At 61.8% G+C, this 21690-nt stretch carries 20 protein-coding genes and 2 tRNA genes; 17 read left to right on the top strand and 5 right to left on the bottom strand.

Annotated features, from left to right (window positions below; genetic code table 11):
• Positions 1 to 66 precede the first annotated feature (66 nt).
• The gene (locus F3J24_RS19070; RefSeq protein ID WP_167009681.1) at positions 67 to 1044 is read right to left on the bottom strand and encodes a flavin reductase; all 978 of its coding nucleotides are present in this window, start codon (positions 1042 to 1044) and stop codon (positions 67 to 69) included.
• A 287-nt stretch (positions 1045 to 1331) separates the two neighbouring features.
• Between F3J24_RS19070 and F3J24_RS19065 the strand changes: the two genes are divergently transcribed.
• The 9 genes from F3J24_RS19065 to F3J24_RS19025 all read left to right on the top strand — a co-directional run bounded on the left by F3J24_RS19065 (position 1332) and on the right by F3J24_RS19025 (position 10778).
• On the top strand, positions 1332 to 2519 hold the full coding sequence (locus F3J24_RS19065; RefSeq protein ID WP_167009961.1) for an acyl-CoA dehydrogenase family protein: 1188 nt from the start codon (positions 1332 to 1334) through the stop codon (positions 2517 to 2519).
• 104 nt (positions 2520 to 2623) lie between these two features.
• Positions 2624 to 4354 (top strand): FAD-dependent oxidoreductase, encoded by a 1731-nt coding sequence (locus tag F3J24_RS19060; protein ID WP_167009679.1) that lies wholly within the window; start codon positions 2624 to 2626, stop codon positions 4352 to 4354.
• Between the two features lie 15 nt (positions 4355 to 4369).
• Positions 4370 to 6106: an FAD-binding protein gene (locus tag F3J24_RS19055; protein WP_167009677.1), complete on the top strand. Its 1737-nt coding sequence runs from the start codon at positions 4370 to 4372 to the stop codon at positions 6104 to 6106.
• A gap of 81 nt (positions 6107 to 6187) precedes the next feature.
• The gene (locus F3J24_RS19050) at positions 6188 to 7255 is read left to right on the top strand and encodes a ferredoxin--NADP reductase (RefSeq protein WP_167009675.1); all 1068 of its coding nucleotides are present in this window, start codon (positions 6188 to 6190) and stop codon (positions 7253 to 7255) included.
• Between the two features lie 3 nt (positions 7256 to 7258).
• Positions 7259 to 8881 carry a FadD3 family acyl-CoA ligase gene (locus F3J24_RS19045; RefSeq protein WP_167009673.1) on the top strand — a complete coding sequence of 541 codons (1623 nt, stop codon included), beginning with the start codon at positions 7259 to 7261 and terminating at the stop codon, positions 8879 to 8881.
• Positions 8882 to 8980: 99 nt separating this feature from the next.
• A tRNA-Gly gene (locus F3J24_RS19040) sits at positions 8981 to 9056 on the top strand.
• A 99-nt stretch (positions 9057 to 9155) separates the two neighbouring features.
• Positions 9156 to 9244, top strand: a tRNA-Leu gene (locus F3J24_RS19035).
• Between the two features lie 225 nt (positions 9245 to 9469).
• A complete protein-coding gene (locus tag F3J24_RS19030) occupies positions 9470 to 10099 on the top strand; it encodes a DUF6806 family protein (RefSeq protein WP_003057277.1) in 630 nt (209 codons plus the stop codon).
• A gap of 73 nt (positions 10100 to 10172) precedes the next feature.
• Positions 10173 to 10778, top strand: coding sequence for a M48 family metallopeptidase (locus F3J24_RS19025; protein WP_167009671.1), 606 nt, complete (start codon positions 10173 to 10175; stop codon positions 10776 to 10778).
• A 9-nt stretch (positions 10779 to 10787) separates the two neighbouring features.
• On the opposite strand, the gene murI is transcribed toward F3J24_RS19025, so the two are convergent.
• The 4 genes from murI to F3J24_RS19005 form a co-directional block, all read right to left on the bottom strand.
• Positions 10788 to 11684: a glutamate racemase gene (gene murI, locus F3J24_RS19020; RefSeq protein ID WP_167009669.1), complete on the bottom strand. Its 897-nt coding sequence runs from the start codon at positions 11682 to 11684 to the stop codon at positions 10788 to 10790.
• Positions 11685 to 11771: 87 nt separating this feature from the next.
• On the bottom strand, positions 11772 to 12194 hold the full coding sequence (locus F3J24_RS19015) for a hypothetical protein (protein WP_240154386.1): 423 nt from the start codon (positions 12192 to 12194) through the stop codon (positions 11772 to 11774).
• A gap of 198 nt (positions 12195 to 12392) precedes the next feature.
• Positions 12393 to 12983: a hypothetical protein gene (locus F3J24_RS19010; protein WP_167009667.1), complete on the bottom strand. Its 591-nt coding sequence runs from the start codon at positions 12981 to 12983 to the stop codon at positions 12393 to 12395.
• Positions 12984 to 13004: 21 nt separating this feature from the next.
• Complete coding sequence (locus F3J24_RS19005; protein WP_167009665.1) at positions 13005 to 13469, bottom strand: GNAT family N-acetyltransferase; 465 nt, start codon at positions 13467 to 13469, stop codon at positions 13005 to 13007.
• 226 nt (positions 13470 to 13695) lie between these two features.
• Here F3J24_RS19005 and F3J24_RS19000 point away from each other — a divergent pair, with 226 nt between their 5' ends.
• The 8 genes from F3J24_RS19000 to F3J24_RS18965 all read left to right on the top strand — a co-directional run bounded on the left by F3J24_RS19000 (position 13696) and on the right by F3J24_RS18965 (position 21589).
• A complete protein-coding gene (locus tag F3J24_RS19000; RefSeq protein ID WP_167009663.1) occupies positions 13696 to 16671 on the top strand; it encodes a monovalent cation/H+ antiporter subunit A in 2976 nt (991 codons plus the stop codon).
• Positions 16671 to 17036 carry a Na+/H+ antiporter subunit C gene (locus F3J24_RS18995; protein ID WP_003057261.1) on the top strand — a complete coding sequence of 122 codons (366 nt, stop codon included), beginning with the start codon at positions 16671 to 16673 and terminating at the stop codon, positions 17034 to 17036. The genes F3J24_RS19000 and F3J24_RS18995 overlap by 1 nt, the downstream gene beginning before the upstream one ends.
• On the top strand, positions 17033 to 18865 hold the full coding sequence (locus F3J24_RS18990; protein ID WP_167009661.1) for a monovalent cation/H+ antiporter subunit D: 1833 nt from the start codon (positions 17033 to 17035) through the stop codon (positions 18863 to 18865). The genes F3J24_RS18995 and F3J24_RS18990 overlap by 4 nt, the downstream gene beginning before the upstream one ends.
• Entirely contained in the window at positions 18862 to 19362 is a 501-nt protein-coding gene (locus tag F3J24_RS18985; RefSeq protein WP_167009659.1) for a Na+/H+ antiporter subunit E, read from the top strand. Before F3J24_RS18990 ends, F3J24_RS18985 begins: the two co-directional genes overlap by 4 nt.
• Positions 19359 to 19637, top strand: coding sequence for a K+/H+ antiporter subunit F (locus tag F3J24_RS18980; RefSeq protein WP_003057255.1), 279 nt, complete (start codon positions 19359 to 19361; stop codon positions 19635 to 19637). Before F3J24_RS18985 ends, F3J24_RS18980 begins: the two co-directional genes overlap by 4 nt.
• Positions 19634 to 20062 carry a monovalent cation/H(+) antiporter subunit G gene (gene mnhG / locus F3J24_RS18975; protein WP_043005732.1) on the top strand — a complete coding sequence of 143 codons (429 nt, stop codon included), beginning with the start codon at positions 19634 to 19636 and terminating at the stop codon, positions 20060 to 20062. Before F3J24_RS18980 ends, mnhG begins: the two co-directional genes overlap by 4 nt.
• Before the next feature lie 53 nt (positions 20063 to 20115).
• Positions 20116 to 20493: a fluoride efflux transporter CrcB gene (gene crcB, locus F3J24_RS18970; RefSeq protein ID WP_043005880.1), complete on the top strand. Its 378-nt coding sequence runs from the start codon at positions 20116 to 20118 to the stop codon at positions 20491 to 20493.
• Positions 20494 to 20710: 217 nt separating this feature from the next.
• Positions 20711 to 21589 (top strand): TIGR00730 family Rossman fold protein, encoded by an 879-nt coding sequence (locus F3J24_RS18965; protein ID WP_167009657.1) that lies wholly within the window; start codon positions 20711 to 20713, stop codon positions 21587 to 21589.
• Positions 21590 to 21690: the final 101 nt, after the last annotated feature.

The following is a 21690-nucleotide window of genomic DNA, read 5'->3' as shown; positions in this document are numbered from 1 at the left end:
GGTTGGGGTGGGTAGGCGAAGGCTGTCTTCTGCCTTCGGGTGAGGAATCGTTGCTGGCGCCTGCTCTCAGGCCTTGGCCTGCCAGAGCTTGGGTAGGCCGGGGTCTGTGGCTGCAATGGCTTTCTTGAGCAGATTGCGCAAGGTGGCGGCTTCCATCTCGCCCAGGCTTTCAACGAGGTCTGTCTCGACGGCCTTGGCAGCGGCCAGCACATGCAGGATGGCTTCATTGCCCTGGGCTGTCAGTTGCAGGGACTCGGCGCGGTCACGGCTTTCTTCTACCCAGCCTTTGCTGATCAGCGACTGCAGTGCCACGGTGCCGATATCGGTGCCGGTATAGGCCATGTGAGCGGCGATCTCGGCAGGCGATTGGGGTTGCTGGATGCTCAGCAGCGAGAGCACGTAGAAATCGGCATCGGTCATGCCGTAGGCCGCCATGGGCCTGCGCAGGCCGCTCAGAAACTGGAAGTGCGCGCGGCCCATCAGATAGCCGATCAGGTTTTCGGAATAGGCGGTGTTGGTGTCGGCTGCGGGTTCGCTGGCCACGGGGCTTGCCTTGCGCGAAGCCATGGCGTAGCCGCCGGTCACATAGAGCAGAGGAGGATGCGGGTTTGCGTCGTAGTCGGTCACCTCGCCCACAAAGATGATGTGGTCGCCACCGTCGTACTGGAAGGCCGTCTTGCACCGGAAGCGTGCGCTGCAGTCCTGCAGCAGCGGGGCATGGGCTTCCTCGGAGTCCAGCGGCAGGCCCGAGAACTTGTCCTCGCCGACGCGTGCAAAGCGGTTGGAAAGTGCTTCTTGCTCGTTGGAGAGGATATGCACATTCCAGGTGCTGGCGCTCTGGAACACCGGCAGGCTGCGCGCGTTCTTGGCCAGGCTCCACAGCACCATGGGGGGCTCCAGCGAAACCGAATTGAAGCTGTTGGCGGTGATTCCTACAGGCTCGCCATTCTCGGCACGGGTGGTGACGATGGTGACCCCGGTGCCGAACATGCCCAGGGCGCGGCGAAAGTCTTTGGGGTCGAAGGTTGCTGCAGTACTTTGCATGAGGTGAATGTCTCCTTGCTGCAAGAGTGCTGCGGACGGGGTTTTGATGAATCCTTCACTTGGACTAGCAGCGAAAAACCGGGACTGGTATTTGTCCTAGGCCCTGTGTTTTTGCTGCACCGGATCCGGTTCCTGAAAGCTCCGAAAACGCCTGCGTCGTCGTTAGTCTGATCGGACGATGAACGAAAAATTGCATGGTGCGAGCATTTCTGTCATAGGCGAGAAGCCTTGCCCACCACACCACAAGCCGTCCGGTGGAGCGGCAACCGGAGACCTGAATGAACACAATGACAGACAACTACCTCACCCCCGATGCGCTGGCCGTGATCGAGCGTGCCAAGGCTCTGGCGCCCAAGCTGGCGGCTCGCGCCCAGCAGGCAGATCGCGAAGGAAAGATCAGCGACGAAACTGTTCAGGAGATGGCCGAGGCAGGTCTGTTCCGTGTGTTGCAGCCCAAGCGCTGGGGCGGCTATGAAATGGATCCCCGTGTGTTCTACAGCGTGCAGATGGAGCTGGCCAAGGGCTGCATGTCCACGGCCTGGATCTATGGCGTGGTCGGTGTTCACCCCTGGCAACTGGCACTGTTTCCCGCTCAGGCGCAGGAAGATGTCTGGGGCAAGGATACGGGCGTGCGCATTGCCTCGACCTATATGCCCACTGGCAAGGCCGAGCCCGTGGAAGGCGGCTTCAGGTTCAACGGTCGCTGGAGTTTCTCCACGGGCTCCAAGCATTGCGACTGGCTGTTTCTCGGCGGCCTGCTGCCCAACCGTGATGGCACGCCCGGCATGGAGCATGTGACCTTTCTGCTGCCCAAGTCGGACTACCGCATCGAGGACAACTGGGATGTGCTGGGCCTGCGTGGCACGGGCAGCCATGACATCGTGGTGGAAAACGCCTTTGTGCCCACTCACCGCATCCAGTACACCAATGACCACAGCGATGTGGGCTGCCCTGGCCGCAAGGAAAACTCGGGCTGGCTGTTCCGCATCCCGTTTACCCATGTGTTCCAGCGCGCCGTGTCCACGGCCTGCCTGGGCGCACTGGAAGGCACGATTGCCGCCTTTACCGAGCGCGCTACGGCCCACGTCGGCAAGCATGGCAACAAGATGGCCGAGGACGTGAACGCGCAGACGGCAGTGACCGAAGCCACGATTGCACTGGACCAGCTCAAGCTGGTTCTGTTCCGCAACTACGCCCGCATCGTCGATGCTGCCAAGACCGGCATTCAGCTGTCGCTGCAAGAGCGCCTGCTGCAGCGTGCGCAAGCGGCCCATGTGCCCAAGCTCACGGGCTTTCATGTCAACGAGATGATGCGCGCCTGCGCTGCCAGCGGCACCTTCAAGAGCAACCCCATCGAGCGGGTGTTCCGCGACATCCATCAGGGCCGTACCCATATCGCGAACAATACCGACGCCTATGTGCGCTCCTATGGCTCGCATGTGCTGGGTATTCCTAACCAGGAAGCGTATGTGTAAGTCGCTCTGATTGCGAGTGCGGTGGTGGTCTTTACAAGGGCTGCTGCCGCATGCAGGTTTTTGCAGAAGCCCATCCAATAAAACAAATATTTCGGAGACAAGGTATGGCAGAACAGGAATATGACCTGATCGTCGTGGGCTCGGGTGCCGGCGCTTTGCTGGGCGCGATTCGTGCGCAGGAGCAGGGTCTCAGGACTCTGGTGGTGGAGAAGACCGAGCTGTTTGGTGGTACCTCGGCCCTGTCCGGCGGCGGCATCTGGATTCCGGTCAATTACGATCAGAAAAATGCCGGCATCCAGGATGATCTGGAAACTGCGTTCGGCTATATGAAGCGCTGCGTGCGCGGCATGGCCACCGACGACCGCGTGCTGGCCTATGTGGAAACCGCCAGCAAGATGGCCGAGTACCTGCGCCAGATCGGCATTCCTTATCGTGCCATGGCCAAGTATGCAGATTACTACCCCCATATCGAAGGCTCCAGGCCCGGTGGCCGCACCATGGACCCGGTGGATTTCAATGCCGCCAAGCTGGGCGTGGCTGCGCTGGAAACCATGCGCCCCGGCCCTCCGGGCAATCAGCTGTTCGGCCGCATGAGCATCAATGCCTTCGAGGCGCATTCCATGCTGTCGCGCGAGCTGAAGTCGCGCTTCACCATCCTCGGCATCATGCTCAAATATTTTCTGGACTACCCCTGGCGCAGCAAGACCGGGCGCGACCGCCGTATGACCGGTGGCCAGGCGCTGATTGCCGGTCTGCTGACCGCAGCCAACAAGGCGGGTGTCGAGCTGTGGAGCAATAGCCCGCTCAAGGAGCTGGTGCAGGACGCATCGGGGCGTGTCACCGGAGTTGTCCTTGAAAAGAATGGTCAGCGTACTCAAGTCAAGGCCAGGCGTGGCGTGCTGCTGGGCGCAGGTGGCTTTGAGCGCAATCAGGAAATGCGCGACCAGTATCTGAACAAGCCCACCAAAGCCGAATGGACCGCCACCCCTGTGGGCGGCAATACCGGCGATGCCCATCGCGCAGGCCAGGCCGTGGGTGCGCAGCTGGCGCTGATGGACTGGTCCTGGGGCGTGCCCACCATGGACGTTCCCAAGGAACCCGCTTTCCGCGGCATTTTCGTGGAGCGCTCGCTGCCGGGTTGCATGGTGGTCAACGCGAAAGGTCAGCGCTTTTTGAATGAGTCCGGCCCTTATCCCGAGTTCCAGCAGGCCATGCTGGCCGAGCATGCCAAGGGCAATGGCGGCGTGCCTGCATGGATTGTGTTCGATGCCAGTTTCCGCGCGCAAAACCCCATGGGCCCGCTGATGCCCGGCTCCGCCGTGCCGGACAGCAAGCTGCGCAAGAGCTGGCTGAACAATGTCTACTGGAAGGGCGAGACGCTGGAGGATCTGGCGCGCCAGATCGGCGTGGATGCCACCGGCCTGAAGGACAGTGCGCGGCGCATGACCGAATATTCCCGGACCGGCAAGGATCTGGACTTCGACCGCGGCGGCAATGTGTTCGACCGCTACTACGGCGATCCGCGACTTGGCAATCCCAACCTCGGCCCCATCGAGAAAGGCCCGTTCTACGCCATGCGCCTATGGCCCGGCGAGATCGGCACCAAGGGAGGGCTGCTGACCGACAGGGAAGGCCGTGTTCTCGACACCCAGGGCAGGATCATCGAAGGCCTGTACTGCGTGGGCAACAACTCCGCCTCCGTCATGGGACCGGCCTACGCCGGTGCTGGTTCCACGCTGGGGCCGGCCATGACTTTCGCCTTCCGCGCCGTGGCCGACATGGTGGGCAAGCCTTTGCCACTCGAGAACCCGCATCTGCTGGGCAAGACCGTTTAGGAAGGAGGCATGGAGATGTCCAATTCCAAGAAACTCGTCAGCACCGTCAATCCCGTGAGGGCTGCGCTGGATGTGCGCTCGGCCGATGAGATCCAGTGGTCCGATGCCAGTGATGTGGTGGTTGTCGGTTGGGGGGGCGCAGGCGCCAGCGCGGCCATTGAGGCTCGCGAGCAAGGTGCCGAGGTGCTGGTCATCGACCGTTTCGGCGGCGGCGGTGCCAGTGTGCTTTCCGGCGGCGTGGTCTATGCCGGCGGCGGCACCAGATACCAGAAGGAGGCCGGCTTCGAGGATTCGCCCGAAGCCATGGCGGCTTACCTCAAGCATGAGGTCAATGGTGTGGTCAGCGATGAAACACTGGCCCGCTTCAGCCGCGACAGCGTGGACAACCTCGACTGGCTCGAGAAGCAGGGCGCCACATTTGCATCCACCATGCCGTCGTACAAGACGTCCTATCCGGCCGACGGCATGTATCTCTACTACTCGGGCAACGAGGTCGTGCCTGCCTACGGCAACCCCCAGCTTAGCAGCAAGCCCGCGCCGCGCGGTCATCGCGTGGTGGCCAAGGGGCAGTCGGGAGCGACGTTCTTCGCCGCGCTGCAGAAGTCCACCTTGGCGCACGGAGCCCGTACCTTGACGCAGGCTCGCGTCCAGCGCCTGGTGCGCGAGAAGGAGAGCGGCCGCGTGCTGGGCGTGGAGGTGATGGTCTTGCCCGAAGGCGATCCGCGCACCGAGCGCCATAAGAAGCTGGACGAGCTGGTGGCCAAGTGGCGTCTGTATCAGGCGCCACGGGCCCAGGCAGGCCGCCGCGAAGCGGCACAGATCGAAAGCGAGATCGGCGAGAAGCGCTATATCCGCGCCCGCAAGGCGGTGGTGCTGTCCACCGGCGGCTATATCTTCAATTCGGAGCTGCTGGATCGGCATGCGCCAGCCTACAAGCCCGGCTGGCTGACCGGTGCGGCGGGCTGCGATGGCTCCGGTCTGCGGCTCGGGCTGTCCGTGGGAGGGGTGGCCCAGGACCTGAACAATATCTCGGCCTGGCGCTTCATCACGCCGCCCTCGGTCTGGCCCAAGGGCCTGGTGGTCAATACCCGAGGCGAGCGCTTTTGCAACGAACAGGTCTACGGCGCCAAGCTTGGCTACGAGCTGATGGAAAAGCAGGGTGGCAAGGCCTGGCTCATCATTGACGGCAAGCTACGCAGGCAGGCGGCCTGGCAGTGCCTGTTTGGAGGCCTGTGGGCCTTCCAGTCCATGCCCGCATTGGCGCTGATGTACAAGGTCGCGATCAAGGGCCGATCGGTCGCCGATCTGGCCCGCAAGCTCGATATGGATGCGGCGGTGCTGCAGCGCCAGTTTGACGGCGCCAATGCCGCAGCTCGCGGCGAGATCGAAGACCCCCAGGGTAAGTCCAGGGATATGCGTCATGAGTTCAAGGGCGGTTCGCTGTTTGCCATCGATATCTCCATCAGCCAGAAGATGTTCCCGCTGGCTGTGCTGAGTCTGGGAGGCCTCAAAGTCAACGAGGGCAACGGTGCGGTGATTGATGGCGCGGGCCGGGACATTCCCGGGTTGTATGCCGCAGGGCGTACCGCCATCGGCGTGGCTTCCTCACGCTATGTGAGTGGCCTGTCTCTGGCCGACTGTGTGTTCTCGGGTCGCCGTGCCGGCAAGGCGGCGGCGCTTGAGGATGAAAAGTCCCTGGCCGGCCAGGCCGTGCACAAGCTGTCATCCGCTGTGGAGAGCGTCAGTTACTGATCCCTTGAGTCGGGGGGGCGATCCTGCGCCGGAGCGCCGCTGCAAGACGGCACAGAAAGAGTGAGTAAGGGGTAAGAAGAAATGAGCAGTGAAGCCATGACCAACGCATCGCGCTACCACCCGCTGCGTGTGCGTGCAGTGATTGACGAGACGCACGATACCAAGTCCATCGTCTTCGAAGTGCCAGGGGAGCTGGCGGAGCAGTTCAGCTATAGGCCTGGCCAGTTTCTGACATTGCGTCTGCCCATCGAAGGACGTTATGTGCCTCGCTGCTATTCCATGTCTAGCGCTCCGACGCTCGACGATGCCTTGCGCGTGACCGTCAAGCGCGTGGAAAAGGGGCGAGGCTCCAACTGGGTGTGCGACCGGATCCGGGTCGGTGATTCCATCGAGCTGATGCCTCCCTCGGGCCTGTTCTCGCCGCGCAATCTGTCGCAGAACTTCTTGCTGCTGGCCGGTGGTAGCGGCATTACGCCAGTGTTCTCCATCCTGCGCACCGTGCTCAAGCAGCATCAGGGCAATGTGGTGCTTTTCTATGCCAACCGCGACGAGCGCTCGGTCATCTTCAAGAAGGACCTGCAGCTGCTGGCGGCCGAGTATCCGGATCGCTTGCAGGTCATTCACTGGCTGGACTCGGTGCAGGGTGCGCCGTCGCAAAAGCAGCTCGCTGCCTGGGCCACGCCCTGGGTGGCCGATGCGGGGCAGGCCTTTATCTGCGGGCCGGGCCCGTTCATGGATGCCGCACAGGCCGCGATGATGGAAGCCGGCATGCCAGCCGATCAGGTGCATGTGGAGCGCTTTGTCTCCCTGCCTGACGAAGAGACCCTGCAGCAGCTGCAGGAGGCTGCAACTCCCGTAGCGGCCGCTGTCGAGCAGGCCGTGGTGCAGCTGCGCCTAGACGGCGAGGAATACGAGTTCAGCTGCAGCGGCACGGAGACCATTCTGGAGGCCGGACTGCGCGCCGGCATCAACGTGCCGTACTCCTGCCAGGCCGGCATGTGCGCCTCCTGCATGTGCCAGGTACAGGACGGCAGCGTACATCTGCGTCACAACGAAGTGCTGGATGCCAAGGATCTGTCCAGGAACTGGACGCTGGCCTGTCAGTCCGTGCCCACCAGTGAAAAGCTGCGCGTCAAATTTCCGGAGTAATTTATGTCGAAACCCAACCAGAATGCGATGCCCGAGTCCTCGCTGACCTTGCCGGGCATGCTGGCCGATGTGGTCAGCCGCTTTTCCGCCCGCGCGGCGATTGTCGAAAGCGGCAAGTCCATCAGCTATGCTGAGCTGCAGCAACTGAGCCGTCAGGCCGCACGAGCCTTGATGAGCCTGGGCGTGCAGGCCGGTGACCGGGTGGCGCTGTGGGCGCCGAATCTCAGCGAGTGGATCGTGGCCGCCTGCGGCGTGCATGCCGCAGGCGGCGTGCTGGTGCCCTTGAACACCCGAATGAAGGGCGCCGAAGCTGCCGACATTCTGGAGCGCAGCCGTGCCAGGGTGCTGGTGTGCGTGGGGGAATTTCTGAACAACTATTACCCCGATCTGCTGCAAGGTCTGCGTCCTGCCACACTGGAGCAGGTGGTGGTGCTCGGTGACAAGGTGTTGCCCAGCGCGGACCTGAGCTGGGCGCAGTTCATGGCCAGGGCCGAGAACACGACTGCTCTGGCCCAGCAGCAGCGCGAAGCCGCGATCAATCCCGACGACACGGCCGACCTGATGTTCACCTCCGGCACCACGGGCCGCCCCAAGGGCGTGATGTGCGCTCACCGACCGACGATTCTGGCTTTCAAGGCCTGGTCGGAGGTGGTGGGTTTGACCGAGGGCAGCCGCTACCTGATCGTCAACCCCTTCTTTCACACCTTTGGCTACAAGGCCGGCTGGGTGGCTGCCTTGCTGCAGGGCTCCACCGTCTATCCCGAGCAGGTGTTCGATGCACAGGCCATCTTGCAGCGCATCGAGAGCGACCGCATCAGCTTCCTGCCCGGGCCGCCCACCCTGTTCCTGTCCATGCTGGCGCATCCAGGCCTCAAGGATTTCGATCTGAGTTCGCTGAAGTCCTCGGTGACTGGCGCCTCCACCGTCCCTCCCATTCTCATCAAGCGCATGCGCGAAGAGCTGGGCATCCAGAATGTCACCACGGCCTACGGCCTGACGGAATGCGGTGGTTGCGCCACGCTCTGCGAGCCCTCCGACAATGTGGAAACGGTGGCCAATACCTGCGGCAAGGCCCTGCCCGGGACCGAGGTGCGCTGCGTCAACGAGCAGGGGCAGCCCGTAGCTCCCGGCGAGGCGGGCGAGGTGCTGCTGCGTGGCTATCACATCATGCAGGGCTACTTCGAGGACGAAAAAGCCACGGCCGAGACCATCGATGCCGATGGCTGGCTGCATACCGGCGATGTGGGCGTGCTTGACGAGCGCGGCTATCTGCGCATCACCGACCGCCTCAAGGACATGTTCATCGTGGGAGGCTTCAATTGCTACCCCGCAGAGATCGAGCGCATGCTCTCCAACCACCCCGAGGTGGCGCAGGTCGCCGTGGTCGGCGTGGCCGACGAGCGCTTGGGTGAGGTCGGCTGTGCCTGCGTGGTGGCCCGCAACGGCATCACGCTGGACAAGGAAGCCTTTACCGCCTGGTGCCGCGCGAATATGGCCAACTACAAGGTGCCGCGCTTTGTGCTGCAGCTGGACGGCCTGCCCGTCAATGCCTCCAACAAGGTGCAAAAGCGCGATCTGCTGCAGATCGTCAAGAGCAGGCTCGCGCCTGCTTCACAGCCTGCCTGAACAGGACTATCTGAAAAAGCCAGACGGTTTTCGGAAAGCGGCCGGAAATCATGGCTATAATTCGAGTCTGCTCTGTGAGGCGCATAGCTTTTCAGAAATGCGGGAATAGCTCAGTTGGTAGAGCGATACCTTGCCAAGGTATAGGTCGACGGTTCGAACCCGTTTTCCCGCTCCAGATTTTGAAAAGGGAAGCAAAAGCTTCCCTTTTTTATTGCTTTGGTCGCTTGGCTGATGCAATACTTCCCGCTGGCGCCCAGCGCCGGTAGTGAAGTGGGCCCCGATGGTGAAATTGGTAGACACTGCAGACTTAAAATCTGCCGCTTTTAACGAAGCGTACCGGTTCGATTCCGGTTCGGGGCACCAGAATTGAAAAGCCTGCTATATATTTTGTAGCGGGCTTTTTTTATTTGTGGCTTGATGGCCGCTGCCGCCCGCAGTCTTGCCGAAGGTGGGAAAATCAAGGGCTGTGATGCCGTAGGGCACTGCGATGTCGGGCTTTGTCAAGGCACTTGGAAAAGCTCCGGCTTCGATGCAATATGGCTTGCAGTTCTGTCATGCTGACGGGGTCTGCACTCCTAGAGAGAAAAGATGTCTAGTTACAACGCTGCTTTTGAAATTCATGTCCACGGTCAGGTTCTGCTCCGTGCTGACGTTACGTATGAGCAGCTGCAAGATGCATTGCGTCCCTTGTGGGCCTATGCCGGCGCGCGCTCATTGACGGATGGCGAGGGAAGTCTTTACGAAGAAGAGCCCGGCATCCAGTTCGAGGCCAAGGAGCATCTACTGCAGATGTGCTGGACCGTGCGCGGCGATGATGACTTCCGCCAGGCCCTGGACGATATGTGCATGGGCCTGAACGAGCTGGCCGAGCAGGGCTCGCCGATCGAAGTGACCTTCTACGACACCGAGTTCGACGAGGAAGAGGCTCCTGCCGAGGCCCAGAGCCGCGATGACTTCCTGATGCTGTTTGTCGGTCCCAATCCTGCGGCCATCATGCAGGTGCAGCGCGATCTGCTGGTGCAGGATGTCATCAACATGATGGAGCGTCACTTCGATGGCGCCGAACTCGGCGGCGTGGTGCAGGAAATCGACAAGCTGTTCTCGCAGCGTTTCGAAGCCCTGGTCAGCTCGCTGGAGCTGGGCAAGCCGCCGCGTGGCGGATCGGGCGGCTCGGCCTCCGGCCATGGCGGCAATCGCCGCCCGCGCCATCTGCATTGATTCTTCGCTCATTCGCCGTCAAAGCCCTCTGTGCTGCAGTCCCGAGACTGTGACAGAGGGTTTGTCTTTTGCCATGAAGCCCATTCCCACCCCCAAATATTCGGGAGCCGTCACGCAGCAGCTGCGCAAGGACAGGGCTGCGCGCGCCAGCATGGGAGAAGCAGGGGCGCAGTTGGCGTTGCCCTATCTTTCGGGCTACGCGCCATCGCTGCAGAACCAGGTGCGTGACTGGCTGCTGGCAGGCAATGCCGGTGACTGGCTGCTGCGCAAATATCCCCAGGCGCATGCGGTGCGTACGGACAGGGCGCTTTATGACTATGTCGATGCGCTCAAGGCCCAGTATCTGCGCAATGCCGGTCAGCTGCACAAGGTCGCTTACGACAGCAGGATCCATGTGGTGCGCAATGCCCTGGGTCTGCATACGCGGCGTGCGATTGCGCATGGCGGCAGGCTCAATGCGCGGCACGAGATCCATGTGGCGGCCATGTTCAAGCAGGCGCCTGATGCCTTCTTGCGCATGATCTGTGTGCATGAGCTGGCCCATATCCGCATCATGGACCATGACAAGGCTTTCTATCAGTTATGCATGCATATGGAGCCTGAATACCACCAGTTGGAGTTCGATGTGCGTTTTTACCTCAGCTATCTGGATCAGGGCGGCCAGCCGCTCTGGATCTGATGACGCAGCTCAGGCGGGTGTGGCCACGGCGCTTGGCGAGGGCACGTTGACGGCCTGGCTGCAAGCGGCAGGCAGATCCAGCCAGCGTTGGGCTGCGGCTTGCATGGCCGTCAGGCGGCCGGTTGTCATGAGCTGAATCTGATCGGCACCGGCCAGCTCTGGCGAGCCCTCGGTTTCGGGTCTGAGCATATCGCGCTGCTCCAGCATGCGCCGGGTCTGGCGCGCGACAGGGGCGCCCGTGTCCAGAAACTGGATATCGGGCCCCAGCAGCGCGCGCAGATCGTCCTTGACGAAGACGTAGTGGGTGCAGCCCAGCACCAGCGTATCCATCTGCCCCGTCTTATGGCCGAAACTGCCCAGAGCACTTGCGTATTTCGTGCAAAGCGCTCTGATCTCGGTGGCGCTTGCATCCTCGGGCAAGGCCTGCTCGGTGCTTTGCTCGATGGCTCTGGCCAGGCCGTCGCAGGCCTGCAGATGAAACTCGGCGCGCTGACCATGTTCCGTCACCAGGCGTGCCACGCGCTGGCTGAAGATGGTGCCCCGAGTGGCCATCACTCCCACATGATGGGTCTGGCTGGAAAAAGAGGCCGGTTTGATGGCTGGTTCCACGCCGATGACGGGCAATTGCGGCATACGTTCGCGCATCAGCTCCACGGCCGCAGCCGTCGCGGTATTGCAGGCAATCACCAGAATCTTGATGTCGTGCTGCTGCAGCAGATACTGCGCAATGGCCAGGCTGCGCTCCTGCACAAACGCATCGCCCCGTGCGTCGCCATAGGGGGCATTGCCGCTGTCGGCCAGATAGACAAACTGCTCGTGAGGCAGCTCGTGGCGCAGTGCCTGCAGCACGCTGAGGCCACCCACACCGCTATCAAAAATACCGATGGGGGAGTGAGGAGTGGGCATGGTGCAAAAAGAGGTGTGCAGGCAATGATGCGGCCGCCAGTATGCGCCGCTTTGCGCCTGGGTGGCGGGTTCAGGGGTATGGATGCGTCATGCGTCCTGGCTGCTGTGGTCAGCGGGCAGGCCGCAGACCGGGCAGAAATTATTGCCATGACCGACTTCATGCCCGGCCGGGCAGTGGCGGGGCGTGAGGATGGAGGGCAGGTTCCAGCTCGAGAAGAAGATGCAGAACGCCGTGCCGTAGAAGATCATCCAGTGGCCCGAGAACATGCGCAGGCCTGTCATGCCGCCCGCAACGCTGAGAAAGAAGTTGGCAAAAGCGTAGATGAAGATCGCGCAAGCGCTGTGGCGCATCCATGCGGGGCAGCCTGCGAGCACCTTCTTCCAGGAAAACTGCAGCCGATTGCCGTTGTTGATGTGCTGGGCGATCATCACGGCAGGCAGCCAGACGGCAAAGATCCCGATGAACATGGCGGTTTTGAATATTTCCAGCGCATTTTTGGGTAAATGCATTTCAAGTGCATCTATCTGCCCTGCAAGTGCTGCTATATGCGCGATTGCGCTGAGTGCAAAGCCCATGCCGGAGATCAGCATCAATGGCGGTAGAAGAATCGACATGGCACTGATGAAAAGATAAAAAAGAAGCTGCTAGCGCTTGTTTGACAATGGATTCAGGTGTGAATAATGCAACTTTTCAGGCTGAATATGCAGTCAATACTCATCTTCTTGCTGGAAATTGGACAGGCGAATGCTGTCCACCAGCTTGCCGAAGTAGCTTTGGCGCATGGATAGCAGGGCTGGCAAGGGGCCTGAGGGCAGGCGTTCGTAGTCTTCTTCACCGATACAGAACTCGAAGAAGAGATAGTCCACTTCAGCCAGTTTGAGCTGATGGCGGCAGGCATAGCGGCCCGAACCCCGTTTTTTCTCGGCAACGGTCTGCAGGCTGGCATCGCTTCCCATCACTGCCGTATAGGCCATGGGCAGGGTGGCTGCCAGATCGAGCCAGAGCACAAAAACCATGAAGGCGCTGCAGAGCAGGCCCATCAGCCAGCGCTTGACAGGACCGTAGCCGGGCCAGGGGCCTGCCGGCTGCCACAGTCCCAGTCTGTGCAGCCGCCGCAGCCAGATGCCTGCTGCCGCGGTCAGCGCCAGTGACAGATACAGCGCGAGCAACTGCCACTGGGCCTCGGGTATGAAGCTGCGCCAGACAATGGGGGCGAGGGCGCCCAGCATCACCGCCATGAAAATGACGATCAGCCATTTCTGCGGAGTGGAGGTTTCAGGTTTCCAGAGCCAGTTCATACAGTAGGGGCCGCAGTCCGGTCAGAGCGCTTTTCGCATGCGCGTGTTGCTCAGGGCAATGCCTCTCACGACGGGCATTTGCCGGCGCTGCGGCTCAAAGCCGAAACGGGCGAAGAAGCCCTGGGCGTTGAGGCTGACATCCGCGCTCAGCTCCAGCAGGCCGTTTCGCCGCGCGGCCTGCTCGATATGCGCGAGCAAGAGTCGACCCACGCCCTGGCCGGCATGTTGCGGGGCCACAAAAAAGTGATCGATATAGCCGTTGGCTTGCAGATCTGCATAAGCCACGGGTAGATCATTGGCGCAGACGGCGACAAAAGGGCTCAGTGCCTGGATGCGCCTGCGCCATTCCTCCTGGTCGGGCTGTGGCGGCGCCCAGGCATCGAGCTGCTCGGGGCTGTAGTGATTTGCGGCCAGTTGATGCACCGCGTCGTGGAACACCTGCCACAGCGCGATTTCATCTCCGGGGCGATAGCTGCGTATATGCATGGGTTGGCAGATGGATTGAGTTTGGCAAAAATGCTTTTCAGCAGCAGAGGCATGACATCGGTTCCGCGCGCATGGGTAGATCGGATGCACTTCTTTATCTGCACGCAACCCGCTGTTTTGATGGATTTTCTGTCATCAATTAAAGCTGAACAGTGGTCTAAAGTCTGTGAAATGCTCAGGTTTTTATAGCGGAAAAAATAACGTCAACCTCTAGAATGATCCGCCCATGCCCTTGATATACCTCATCCTCCTACCTTTCGCAGGCAGCCTTCTGGCTGCCTTATTGCCTGCAAATGCGCGCAATACGGAATCCACACTTGCAGGTGTCATCGCGCTGATATGCGCGATTCAGGTAGGGATGCTGTTCCCGGAAATGGCCGATGGAGCGGTGCTGAGGCAGGAGGTGTCCTGGCTGCCGGCGCTGGGACTGAATCTGGTGATTCGCATGGACGGATTTGCATGGCTGTTCTCCATGCTGGTCTTCGGCATCGGTGCACTGGTGGTGCTTTATGCACGCTACTACATGTCACCCGCCGATCCGGTTCCGCGCTTTTTCTCGTTTTTTCTGGCCTTCATGGGGGCCATGGCGGGGGTGGTGCTCTCGGGAAACATCATTCAACTGGTGTTTTTCTGGGAGCTGACCAGTCTTTTCTCCTTCCTGCTGATCGGCTACTGGTATCACCGCAAGGATGCGCGCCGGGGGGCGCGCATGGCCTTGACGGTCACGGGTACGGGCGGGCTGGCCATGCTGGTGGGCATGCTGGTGCTGGGTCATATCGTGGGCAGCTATGACCTCGACAATGTACTGGCTGCAGGCCAGCAAATTCGCGATAGCCACCTCTATCTGCTGGCATTGGTGCTGATCTTGCTTGGCGCACTCACCAAAAGTGCTCAATTTCCATTCCAGTTCTGGCTGCCCAATGCCATGGCTGCGCCAACGCCCGTGTCGGCCTATCTGCACTCGGCCACCATGGTCAAGGCCGGCGTGTTTCTGCTGGCGCGGCTGTGGCCGGTGCTAGCGGACACCGATGCATGGTTCTGGCTGGTCGGTGGAGCCGGTGCCATGACGCTGCTGATTGGCGGCTATTGCGCGATGTTCCAGCACGATCTCAAGGGTTTGCTGGCTTATTCAACGATCTCGCATCTGGGGCTGATTACCTTGCTGTTGGGCCTGAACAGCAAGCTGGCTGCCGTGGCCGCAGTTTTTCACATCATGAATCACGCGACCTTCAAGGCTTCGCTGTTCATGGCTGCGGGCATCGTGGACCATGAAAGCGGCACGCGTGACATCCGGCGCCTGTCGGGTTTGCGCTTCATGATGCCGATCACGGCCACGCTGGCCTGTGTGGCCAGTGCCGCCATGGCCGGCGTGCCGCTGCTCAACGGATTCATCTCCAAGGAAATGTTCTTTGCCGAGACCGTCTATCTGGACGCAGCTCCCTGGGTCAAGACCGTGCTGCCGGTGGTGGCGACGGTGGCCGGCATGTTCAGCGTGGCCTATTCGCTGCGCTTCACGTTCGATGTCTTCTTTGGTCCCCAGGCCGACGATTTGCCGCACGAGCCTCACGAGCCGCCGCACTGGATGCGTGTGCCCGTGGAGCTTCTGGTGCTGGCCTGCCTGATCGTGGGCATCTTCCCGGCCTGGGCGGTGGGCGGTTTTCTCGCGGTGGCCGCGACGCCTGTCGTGGGCGGCGACCTGCCGGAATACAGCCTGGCCATCTGGCATGGCTGGAATATGCCGCTGATCATGAGCCTGGTGGCACTGGCCGGCGGTATCGTGCTCTACACCATGCTGCGCTGGCAGCGCACGGTCGGGCACTTCGACACCACGCCCGTGCTGGGCCGTGTCAGCGGTCGTCGGATCTTCGAGAATCTGCTGGCCCGCATCACCTGGCTGGGCCGGGCGGGGCGCCGCAATCTCTCCACACGCCGTCTGCAGTGGCAGATGCTGTGGCTGGTCTGCGTCGCCCTGGTCGCAGCGGCCCTGCCGCTATGGCTATGGGGCATGAAGCTGGGTGACCGCGGCACTTTGCCGGTGTCTTCGGCCTTTGTGCTGCTCTGGGCGATTGGCTGTCTGTGCGCGCTGGGAACGGCCTGGAAAGCCAAGTACCACCGGATGACCGCGCTGATCATGCTGGGCGGCACGGGGCTGTGCACGGTGCTGACCTTCCTCTGGTTCTCTGCGCCCGATCTGGCGCTGACCCAGCTGGTGGTGGAAGTTGCCACCACGGTGCTGATCCTGCTGGGGCTGCGCTGGCTGCCCAAGCGGGACAAGAACATGCGTACCGCCGACAACGCCGATGCGCGGGCCAAGGCACGCCGCCTGCGCGATCTGGTGCTGTCGCTGATTGCCGGTGGCGGCATGGCCTGGCTGGCCTTTGCCATGATGAGCCGGCCTTTCTACGAAAGCACCTCCACCTTCTTCCTCGAAAACGCGCTGGGTGGCGGCGGCGGCACCAATGTGGTCAACGTGACGCTGGTGGACTTCCGTGGCTTCGACACTTTCGGCGAGATCGTGGTGCTGGGCATCGTGGCCGTCGTCATCTATGCGCTGCTGCGCCGCTTCCGTCCGGCGCGCGAGGCCATGGACATTCCGGAGCAGCAGCGCTATGTGCCCGGCGATTTGCAGACCGATTTGCTCAACCCGCGCAATGCCAGCGATACGGCGGTTGGCTACCTCATGGTGCCAGCCGTGCTGGTGCGGCTGCTGCTGCCATTCGCGACGCTGGTGGCCGCCTATATCTTCGTGCGTGGCCACAACCAGCCGGGTGGCGGTTTCGTGGCCGGGCTGGTGTTCTCGGTCGCCTTGCTGATGCAGTACATCATCTCGGGCACGCATTGGGTGGAGGCGCATCTGCCGCTGTATCCGCGCCGCTGGATTGCCGCAGGCCTGCTGTTTGCGCTGGGCACGGGTCTGGGCTCGGTGGCCGTGGGCTACCCCTTCCTGACCAGCCACAGCTTTGACTTTTCGCTGCCCTTGGTGGGACATGTGCATTTCGCCAGCGCCACCTTCTTCGATATCGGTGTGTTTGCGCTGGTGGTGGGCTCCACCATGCTGATCCTGACGGCGATTGCCCACCAATCGGTACGCGGACACCGCTTCCATGCGCGCTTGCTGGAAGAGCAGGAACAAGAGGCCAAGAAGGCCGAGGCCGAGGTGCAGGCGGCCACGGCCGCGGCGTTGGCAAGGGGAGGTATGTAATGGAAATCGTTCTGGCCATTGCCATCGGTGTGCTCACCGGCTCGGGCGTCTGGCTGCTGCTGCGTCCGCGTAGCTACCAGGTCATCATGGGGCTGGCGTTGCTGTCGTATGCCGTCAACCTGTTCATCTTCTCGATGGGGCGCCAAGGCCTCTCGATCAACAAGGTGCCGGTGCTGCAAAACGGTGTGCCCACCGATTTGTCGCACTATGCCGACCCCATGCCGCAGGCGCTGGTGCTGACCGCCATCGTCATCGGCTTTGCCATGACGGCGCTGTTCCTGGTCGTGCTGCTGGCGTCGCGAGGCGCTTCCGGCAATGACCATGTGGATGGCGCGCACTCGCGAACCGAACAGGAAATGCTATGAGCGAGTGGATTGAACGTCTGATGCCGCACCTGATGCTGGCCCCCATCATGCTGCCCATGCTGACGGCAGCGCTGATGCTGTTCCTGCGCGAGGAGCGCCAGCGCCTGAAGCTGGGCATGAACATCCTCTCCACAACGATCAGCCTGGTGATCGTGGTGATGCTGCTGAGCTGGACCAATCAGGCGGGTTCGGCCGTCACCATGTCGGTCTATATGCCAGGCAACTGGCCTGCGCCCTTCGGCATCGCGCTGGCGCTGGACCGGCTCACGGCCCTGATGCTGCTGGTCACCTATGTGGTGGCACTGGCCGCGCTGGTGTTCTCCGCGGCGCGCTGGCACAAGGCCGGGGTGCACTTCCACCCCCTGTTCCAGCTGCAGCTGATGGGGCTCAGCGGCGCCTTCATCACGGCGGACCTGTTCAATCTGTTCGTGTTCTTCGAGATCATGCTGGCAGCCTCTTACGGTCTGCTGCTGCATGGCTCGGGCAGCACGCGGATCCAGGCCGGTCTTCACTACATCGCTATCAATCTGGCAGCTTCTTCGCTGTTCCTGATCGGCGTGTCCATGCTCTACGGCATTACCGGCACGCTCAATATGGCCGATCTGGCCCGGGCCATTCCGCTGGTACAGGATGCCGACCGCGGCCTGCTGCATGCGGCGGCAGGCGTGCTGGGCACGGCCTTTCTGATCAAGGCGGCGCTGTGGCCGCTGAACTTCTGGCTGGTGCCCGGCTACAGCGCGGCGACTGCGCCCGTGGGAGCCCTGTTTGCGCTCATGACCAAGGTGGGGGTCTATGTCATCTTGCGCCTGTGGACCCTGCTGTTCAGCTCGGAAGCCGGGGCATCGGCCCTGTTTGGCAGCACCTGGCTGATCGTGGGCGGCATGCTGACCATGGCTTTTGGTGCCATCGGCATGCTGGGCTCGCAGCGGCTGACCCATCTGGCGGGCTTTGCGGCGATTCTTTCGTCCGGCACCCTGCTGGCAGCGACGGGCTTCGGGCAGAACCTGCTGACGGCCGGACTGCTGTATTACCTGCCGGGCTCCACGCTGGCCGTGGCCTCCCTGTTCCTGATCGCCGATGTCGTGGATCGCTGGCGCGTGGATGATGATGCGGGCGAGCCCTACGAAGACGACGAAGCACCGTTCCTCAATGCCGAGCTGTTGCCGACCGAGGGCTTCAACCTCGACGATGAGGAAGAGCTCATGATCGGCCGGGCCTTCCCGGCGGCAGCGGCTTTTCTGGGTCTGAGCTTCATGGCCTGTACCTTGCTGATTTCGGGCTTGCCGCCGCTCTCGGGCTTTCTCGGCAAGTTCGCCATGCTGACCAGCCTGCTCAATCCGCTGGGCATGGGCACCTCCAGTGGGGTGGAGGCCGGCCCGCTGGGCTGGAGCATGGTGGCACTGCTCATCATTACCGGTCTGATGGCGCTGATTGCGCTCACGCGCGCCGGCATCCGACATTTCTGGGCCAACCCGGAGCAGAGCGCTCCCTCGCTCAAGGTGGCCGAAGGCCTGCCCATCGCAGCGCTGTTGCTGTGCTGCATGGTGCTGACGGTCAAGGCCGATGACGTGATGCGCTATACCCAGCGCGCGGCCAATGCACTGCATTCGCCCGATGTCTATGTGCGTACCGTCATGGGCCTGGCTCCCGTGCCGGCGCCCAAGGAGAAGAAGGCTCAGGAAGCCGCAGGCCCCGAGGCGGCAGCGCGTGCGGCTGCGCTGGAAATGCAGGCCGAGCTGCTGCCCGGTATCGGCGATGAACGCGAAGCCGAGCAGAACGCCGTGACCCAGACCACGGCTTCGGTTCAGAAGGAGGAGAGCCGCCCATGAGGAACGTCATGAAATCCATCTTCCCGGCACCGCTGCTGTCGATAGCGCTGCTGGTGCTGTGGCTGCTGCTCAACCGCTCGGTCAGTGCCGGCCAGATCCTGCTGGGCCTGATCCTGGGCCTGCTGATCCCCGTGCTGCTGCGCGGCCTGCGTCCCTTGCCGGTGAGGGTCAGCCATCCGCTGAGCATTCTCAAGCTGGCCTTTCGGGTGGTCTGCGACACCTCGATCTCCAACTTCCACGTGGTGCGCTTTCTGTTGTTGCCGCGCATGCGCAAGCACCCGGCGGCCTTTGTCCCGATTCCGCTGGACCTGCGCGACCCAAACGGCCTGGCGGTGCTGGCCATGATCGTCTGTCTGACGCCGGGCACGTCCTGGGCCGAGATTTCGCGTGACCGCTCCATGCTGCTGCTGCATGCGCTGGAAGTGGAGGATGCGAAGAAGCTGGCCGACTTTGTGAAGTCCCGCTACGAAAGCCTGCTGATGGAGATTTTTGAATGAACCCCTGGTTTTATTGGGTGCTGATGGCATCTCTGGTCATGCTGCTGGCGGCCATGGGCTGCTCGGTGCTGCGCCTTCTCAAGGGACCGCATGCGCAGGACCGTGTGCTGGCGCTGGACTGCATGTATCTCAACGGCATGCTGGCCATGCTGGTCATGGGGATTCTCTATGACAGCACCAACTACTTCGAGGCGGCCTTGCTGGTGGCCTTGTTTGGCTGCGTGGGCTCCACAGCCATGGCCAAGTTCCTGCTGCGCGGCGAGGTGATCGAATGAGTACCGAGGTCATTGGCGTGGATCTGCCTCTGTGGGCCCAGATTCTGGTGGCGGCCCTGGTATTTGGCGGTTCCTTGATTGCGCTCATGGGCTCCGTCGGCTTGCTGCGGCTCAAGAGCTATTTCGAGCGCGTGCATGCGCCCTCCATCATTGCCACCATGGGCTGCTGGCTCATCATGCATGCCACCTGGATCTACTTTTCCGTCAGCGGCCAGGGCTTTGTCATGCACTCGGTGTTGATTGCCATCTTCATTGCCGTGACCGTACCCATCACCACCATCTTCCTCATGCGTGCGGCGCTGTTCCGCTCGCGCCGTGCAGGAGAGAGCGTGCCGCCCACGCTCAGCAATCTGGTGCGCAACGAACCCCTGGACGAGGAAGAGGCCGCCGAGGCCGATGAGAAGCCTGTGGCGAATAAAGCCTGAAATCCTGTTGTCCAAACATTTCCGGGCCGCCGTCTTGCGCTAGATTGGCAGCCATGCTCAATATTTTCGCCATCTGCATCGGTGCCTGTCTTGGCGCCCTGTCACGCTGGGGGCTGGGACTGTGGCTGAGCGCAGGTGCCAGTCTGCCCTGGGGTACCCTGGCCGCCAATCTGATCGGGGGCTATCTGATCGGTGTCTTCATCGCGCTGTTTCAGGCCATGCCCCAACTGGATCCGGCCTGGAAACTGGCCATCATCACCGGCTTCCTCGGAGCCCTGACCACGTTTTCCAGCTATTCGGCCGAGGTCATCGGGCTGCTGCAACAGCAACGTCTGGCTGCCGCTCTGGGCTGGACCAGCGTGCACCTGGTCGGCTCACTGTTCATGACCTACATGGGCATGCTCAGCTGGAGCATCTGGTTCAGCCGTTAGGCTGGCAGACCATTTGTCACTATTGAGGCAAACTGCTTCAGCGTTTAGAGGCGAAATACTCTCCTGGGCTATAGCTTTGTGAGCGTATAGTGCAAGCATCATCTGCACTACAGGTGCATTTGAGCTTGAAGTACTTGACGGATGGGCGGTCAGCGCTACGAAATCTTTAGAGATGGCTGTAGCCCGTGCCACTCAGCATTCTAAGAACCGAGGGTCCATGCAAATTTCATCTCCCCTGTCCGATACCGATCTGGCCAATGCCTGGGCCGAGCTGCACAACCAGGCCCACAACGGCAAAGAGCTGGAACCTCAATCCAATCGCCTTGCATTCGCCGATCCGGAGTTCATGTTCCGCCGTGAAACGCGTGGCATTCGCATGCAGCTGGAAATGCTCAAGCCCGATCTGACCCAGATCGAGCGCGGCATCGAGCACACGGTGGTTGTCTATGGCAGCGCGCGCTTTGTCGATATGGATCAGGCGCGCGAGCAGCTTGCGCAAGCCAAGGCGAGCGGCGATACCCAGCGCATGGCGCTGGCCGAGCGTGGCATGCGCAATGCCGAGCGTTATGAGGCGGCACGGGCCTTTGCACGCATCGTGGCGACCGAAGGCATGAAGCAGGCGCCCAGCGAGCGCTTCTACATCTGCACTGGCGGCGGCCCCGGCATCATGGAGGCCGCCAACCGCGGCGCCCATGATGCAGGTGCGCCCAATGTGGGGCTGAACATCTATCTGCCGCACGAGCAGCATGGCAACCCCTACATCACGCCGGGGCTGAGCTTCAAGTTCCACTACTTTGCGCTGCGCAAAATGCATTTCATGATGCGTGCCAAGGCACTGGTGGCCTTCCCTGGCGGCTTTGGCACCATGGACGAGCTGTTTGAAGTGCTGACGCTGGTGCAGACCCACAAGAGCAAGCCCGTGCCCGTGATCCTGTTCGGCACGGAGTTCTGGAAGCGGGTGCTGAACTTCGACGTGCTGGTGGAGGAGGGCACCATTTCCGCCAAGGATCTGAACCTGTTCCGCTACACCGATGATCCGGCCGAGGCCTGGTCCTTCATCCAGCAGTTCTATCAGACCGGCTGGAACAACGGATAAGCGTTCACACCACCTCCCCGAACCGCCAGAAGGTTTTCCTCTGGCGGTTTTTTATTGCACATCAACGCATAGACGATAGCTTCTGCAGAGTCAGCGCTCGG

Origin of the sequence: Comamonas sp. Tr-654, from assembly GCF_011752915.1 — a bacterium.
Taxonomy (GTDB): Bacteria; Pseudomonadota; Gammaproteobacteria; order Burkholderiales; family Burkholderiaceae_C; genus Comamonas.
The sequence above is the reverse complement of the archived record's forward strand: the minus strand, read 5'-3'. Positions and strand labels throughout refer to the sequence as shown.